This is a genomic window from Pontimonas sp. (assembly GCF_031581085.1).
Taxonomy (GTDB): domain Bacteria; phylum Actinomycetota; class Actinomycetes; order Actinomycetales; family Microbacteriaceae; genus Pontimonas.
This window is the reverse complement of record NZ_JAVLBO010000039.1, coordinates 1-5015: the sequence shown is the minus strand read 5'-3', so window position 1 is coordinate 5015 and position 5015 is coordinate 1. Positions and strand designations below refer to the sequence as shown.

Sequence of the window (5015 nt, the reverse complement as noted above, 5' to 3'; positions counted from 1 at the left end):
TGCTGCCGGAGCGGCTGGGGGTGTGGCTGACAGTGCGGCTGGGGGTGTGGCCGGCGGTGTGGCCGGCGCAGTCGCTGCCCGTGCTTCGGCGGGAGCAGGCGGCGCCGTGGCCTGGGAACCAGAAGATTGACCAGCTCCCACGAGAAGCTTCGCCACCATGAGTTCTAACTGCAGCCGTGGTGCGGTGACACCCGACATGTGTTGGAGGGTGTCACTGATCTCTCGGCCCATGTCGGCGAGCTGGCCGGGGGTAAACCACGAGGCTTGCTCCCGCCACATCTCCAGGTCGCCCTGGCTCACCCCAGGAAATAGCTCGTGGGCGTCATTGCCTGTTGCCTGGATGACGATGATGTCGCGGATGTGGGTGAGGAGGTCTTCGACAAAACGCCTCGGGTCTTGACCCGACTGCATCACCGAATCTAGTGAGCGAAAAGCGGCCGGAGCATCTTTCGCGGCAAATGCCGCGACGACCTCGTCCAAGAGCACCCGGGGGGTGTAACCAAGGAGGGCCTGTGCCCCTTCCAGGGTGATGGTCTGCTCACTAGAGCCCGCCATGAGTTGATCCAAAAGGGAGAGTGAATCCCTGACGGATCCACCACCGGAGCGCACCACGAGAGCGAGGACTCCCTCTTCGATGGTGACGCCCTCCGATTCGGCCACCTGCTGGAGGTAAGCCAAGAGTTCGGCAGGCGCGACCAGGCGGAAGGGGTAGTGGTGGGTACGGGAGCGAATGGTGGGAAGAACTTTGTCTGGATCGGTCGTGGCGAAAATGAACTTCACGTGTTCCGGTGGCTCTTCCACGATTTTCAGCAGAGCGTTAAAGCCCTGCTGAGTCACCATGTGGGCTTCATCGAGGATGTAAATCTTGTAGCGATCACGAGCTGGGGCGAATACAGCTCGCTCGCGAAGTTCCCTCGCATCATCCACACCGTTGTGACTGGCGGCATCGATTTCCACCACGTCGAGCGAGCCACCGCCATCGCGGGAGAGCTCCACGCAGCTGGCACACTCCCCACACGGAGTGTCCGTGGGGCCTGTGGCGCAGTTCAGGCAGCGCGCCAAAATACGCGCTGACGTGGTCTTCCCGCAGCCCCTCGGGCCGGAGAATAGGTAAGCGTGGTGGCTTCGGTTTGAGGTGAGGGCGTGTTGTAGCGGACCGGTCACGTGAGTCTGCCCGATGACCTCCTGGAAGGTCTCTGGCCGGTACTGCCGATAGAGCGCTGCCACAGCGGAGAGCCTACCGTTTGGTCACGAGCGGGAACTGTTTACACATTCGACGGCACGCCGCGCAATGTAGAGCTCCTCATTGGTGGGGATCACCCACAGTGACACCGCAGAATCATCGGTGGAAACCAGGCGCGGCCGATCCGAGTGGGCAAGGTTTCTTTGCTCATCCATCTCGATCCCCAGTCCTTCCAGGCCCGACACAGCCCGGGCGCGAAGCGCTGCGCTGTTTTCACCGATACCGCCGGTAAAGACAATGGCGTCTAGCCCGCCTAGTTGAGCGAGATACGCCCCCAGGTAGTGCTTTGCCCTCCACGACCACACATCAAGAGCGTGGAGGGCATCGGGGTCACCCTGTTCTGCGTGTTCAGAGAGGTCGCGCATATCGGAATGACCAGACAACCCCAGCAGACCGCTGTGGCGGTTGAGCAACTCATCAACTTCTTCCAAGCTCAATCCCGCTTCCCTCTGCAGGTACAGAACGACAGAAGGGTCAATGTCACCAGAGCGTGTGCCCATCACCAGCCCTGCCAATGGAGTCAGCCCCATCGAGGTGTCGACGGCGACGCCGCCTCGGACCGCGGCAACAGACGAGCCATTACCGAGATGAAACGACACGACCCGCAGGGGATTCTTCGTGGGTGGCATCAGACCCCGCAACTCACCCGTCACGTAGTCGTGACTGGTGCCATGGAATCCGTATTTACGGATTCCATATTTTTCCACCACGTCGCGAGGAAGCGCGTAGTCATACGCGGCAGGAGACAGCGTGGAGAAAAAAGCGGTGTCAAAGACCGCCACCTGGGGCAATTCCGGCATCACTTCGGTGACGGCGTGGATTCCTTCGAGGTTGGCTGGGTTATGAAGAGGTGCCAGGGCACTGACCTCGTCAATTCCCAAGATCACGTCCCGGTCGATTACTACAGGCTCCGTAAACCGGGCGCCACCGTGGACGACCCGGTGACCCACAAGGTCAAGTGACACGTTGGCTGGCAGGGACGCCACGATGTCAGCAATTGCGGCACGGTGGGTAGGAAAGTCACCACCGTCAATTCCCACCCGGTCCCTTTGGCCCTTGTCGATGACCTGCTCGGAGGGCAGGTCGATGACTTGGTATTTCACAGACGAGGAACCAGAGTTCACGACCAACACCTGGGTCATGAGGCCACCGCCTCATGACCTTGGGCTTGAATTGCGGTGATGGCCACCGTGTTCACAATGTCTCTGACGGTGGCACCGCGGGAGAGATCATTGACGGGTTTATTGAGCCCTTGGAGTACTGGACCAATCGCGATGGCCCCGGCACTGCGCTGCACGGCTTTGTAGGTGTTATTTCCGGTGTTCAAGTCGGGAAAGACAAACACTGTGGCCCGTCCGGCCACCTCAGAGTCTGGCATTTTGGTTCTCGCCACAGTGGGCTCGGCTGCCGCGTCGTATTGGATGGGACCCTCGATGGGCAGGTCCGGTCGAAGCCCTCGCAACAGCGCTGTTGCGGTGCGAACTTTTTCTACTTCGGCCCCTCGACCGGACTCACCGGTCGAGTAGGAGAGCATCGCCACTCTGGGTTCGATTCCGAACTGTGCGGCGGTCTGTGCCGCACCAGCGGCAATATCGGCTAGTTCTTCTGCCGTGGGCTCTGGCACCACCGCACAGTCGCCGTAGACCAATACCCGATCGGCCAAACACATGAAAAAGACGCTGGATACGACAGAAACTCCGGGGGTGGTTTTGATGATCTGAAAACTGGGAGTAATCGTGTGGGCGGTGGTGTTTACCGCCCCGGAGACCATTCCATCGGCCAACCCCAAGTGGACCATCATCGTGCCAAAAAAGGACACATCCACCACCACGTCCCGCGCCTGCTCGAGGGTCATCCCTTTGTGTTCGCGCAGGCGGAAATACTCCACCGCAAAGCGCTCCCGCAATGCCTCATCCAAAGGCGAGAGCACGGCAACTCCGTCAAGACCGACCCCCAATTCGCTCGCCCTTTGGCGAATTGCTCCCTCATCACCCAACAGGGTGATGCGAACAACCCCTCTGGCTAAAAGGGTGGCGGCCGCCCGAATGATTCGGTCATCACTGCCCTCAGGCAACACAATGTGCTTCACATCCGATTTGGCACGCTCGAGTAGGTCATATTCAAACATGAGTGGTGTGACCACATCCGATTTCGCCACGTTGAAGCTCTCCAGCAGAGACTCCGTATCCACGTTGTCTCGAAACAGAGCCAATGCGGTGTCGTATTTGCCCTGCGAGTCGGCCGCCATTCTTCCCCTGGCGCCGGTGACCTGGAGCACAGTCTCATACGTATCCGACTGGGTCTCAATGATGGGCAACCTGGAGTGCAGGCCAGAGATCAGTGATGAAACCACCTCGGGCGTTTCCACACCGCCATACAGCACCACCCCGGCGAGGCTCGGGAAGTTCTCACTCTGATGGGCCAACACCACAGCCATCAACACTTCGTAGCGATCGGCGGGAACCAGGACCAGGTAGCCCTCGCGAAGACGGTTCAACACTGTTTCCAGGCCCATGGCAGCGACCATCACACCGAGCGCCTCACGACCCAGTGCTTCCTGATCGCCCTGAACTAGCCGACCATCGACAGCCGCAATGACGCTGGCAACCGTCGGCGAGACCAACACGCGATTTTCCGGAACAGTAGCCACCAAGAGACCCGCCGTTACTGGCCGCAGTGCCTCGAGGATGGCGTCCTTATCCGATGGCTCCGCCCTGTTCACAATGACTGCGACCGGGCGAGCGTGGGCTTCTCGGATTTCTGCTAACGCAGAAGAGGCGACCCGAGAAACATCGTCGGCGCTTCTCGCGGGCGCCGAGGCCAAACCCCTATGCGCCTGCTCGGCTGGGTCTCGTCCGGTGACCACCAACACCACGGGGATGCCCAGATTGGTCGCAATCTGGGCATTGAATTCGAACTCGGTGGGATTACCCACATCGGTGTAGTCAGATCCTAAAACCACCACCGAATCGCAGCGTGCTTCGAGTGCTCGGTACTTGCTCACAATGTCGGACATGGCGACGTCTGGATCAGCGTGGACCTGGTCGTAGCTGACCCCCACGCAGGCTTCATAATCCAGGTCAATAGCTTCGTGGGAGAGCAACAGCTCTAAGACATAGTCTCGGTCGTCTCCCGAGCGAGCGACGGGACGAAAGACCCCGACCGTAGACACGGTTCCGGCGAGAGCGTCAATAAGCCCCAGGGCAACGGTGGACTTTCCCGAAAAGCCTTCCGCGGCGGTGACGTACACACTCGATGCCATAGCCCCAGGTTACGCGCCACCGCTGACCGCCAAAAAGGCGACTCCCCGCGCACCCACCAGAGCCCAGCGACCCTTGCTACGTTTCCGTCCTGGGGGATTGACCGAGATGGCGCCACGCGAGGAGCCATGTCCCAGTCTACCGTTAGGATTGGGAGCGCCCTTTGGGGCACAGCCGGAGGATTCGCCTAGTGGCCTATGGCGCACGCTTGGAAAGCGTGTTGGGTTAACGCCCTCGGGGGTTCGAATCCCCCATCCTCCGCCATTGCAATGTCTCGACGTTTTCACCGAGACATCGAGAGGGTTCGTATCGGGTTCAGGTTTGATCTGCGGCAGGTGCAATGCCAGGGAGTGTTGGGATTCATGGCTGTCGAGCGCCGACCGGGGTCTGATCTAGTTCTCGGATAGCAACAGCCCATGGTCCACAGAACATGGGGGCAGCATCACTAACCATTGAAACGTATCGAAGGACGAGTCAGCTTAAGTCACTGCTTTCCAGAAAGTCGGGTTTTC

At 60.0% G+C, this 5015-nt stretch carries 3 protein-coding genes, 1 tRNA gene and 1 other RNA gene; 1 reads left to right on the top strand and 4 read right to left on the bottom strand.

Annotation, left to right across the window (positions count from 1 at the left end):
* The 4 genes from dnaX to ffs form a co-directional block, all read right to left on the bottom strand.
* On the bottom strand, window positions 1–1227 hold a 1227-nt coding region (gene dnaX, locus RI518_RS07500), incomplete at its 3' end, for a DNA polymerase III subunit gamma/tau (RefSeq protein ID WP_310689766.1).
* Between the two features lie 21 nt (window positions 1228–1248).
* Complete coding sequence (locus RI518_RS07495) at window positions 1249–2385, bottom strand: acetate kinase (protein WP_310689765.1); 1137 nt, start codon at window positions 2383–2385, stop codon at window positions 1249–1251.
* Window positions 2382–4505, bottom strand: coding sequence for a phosphate acetyltransferase (pta, locus tag RI518_RS07490; protein ID WP_310689764.1), 2124 nt, complete (start codon window positions 4503–4505; stop codon window positions 2382–2384). The genes RI518_RS07495 and pta overlap by 4 nt, the downstream gene beginning before the upstream one ends.
* Before the next feature lie 33 nt (window positions 4506–4538).
* An RNA gene (gene ffs / locus RI518_RS07485) (signal recognition particle sRNA small type) lies at window positions 4539–4634 on the bottom strand.
* A gap of 45 nt (window positions 4635–4679) precedes the next feature.
* Between ffs and RI518_RS07480 the strand changes: the two genes are divergently transcribed.
* Window positions 4680–4767 (top strand) — tRNA-Ser (locus RI518_RS07480).
* Window positions 4768–5015: the final 248 nt, after the last annotated feature.

Coding starts and splice junctions, on each gene's coding strand:
- RI518_RS07495 (WP_310689765.1), bottom strand. CDS start 2,385: ATGACCCAGGTGTTGGTCGTGAACTCTGGTTCCTCGTCTGTGAAATAC.
- pta (WP_310689764.1), bottom strand. CDS start 4,505: ATGGCATCGAGTGTGTACGTCACCGCCGCGGAAGGCTTTTCGGGAAAG.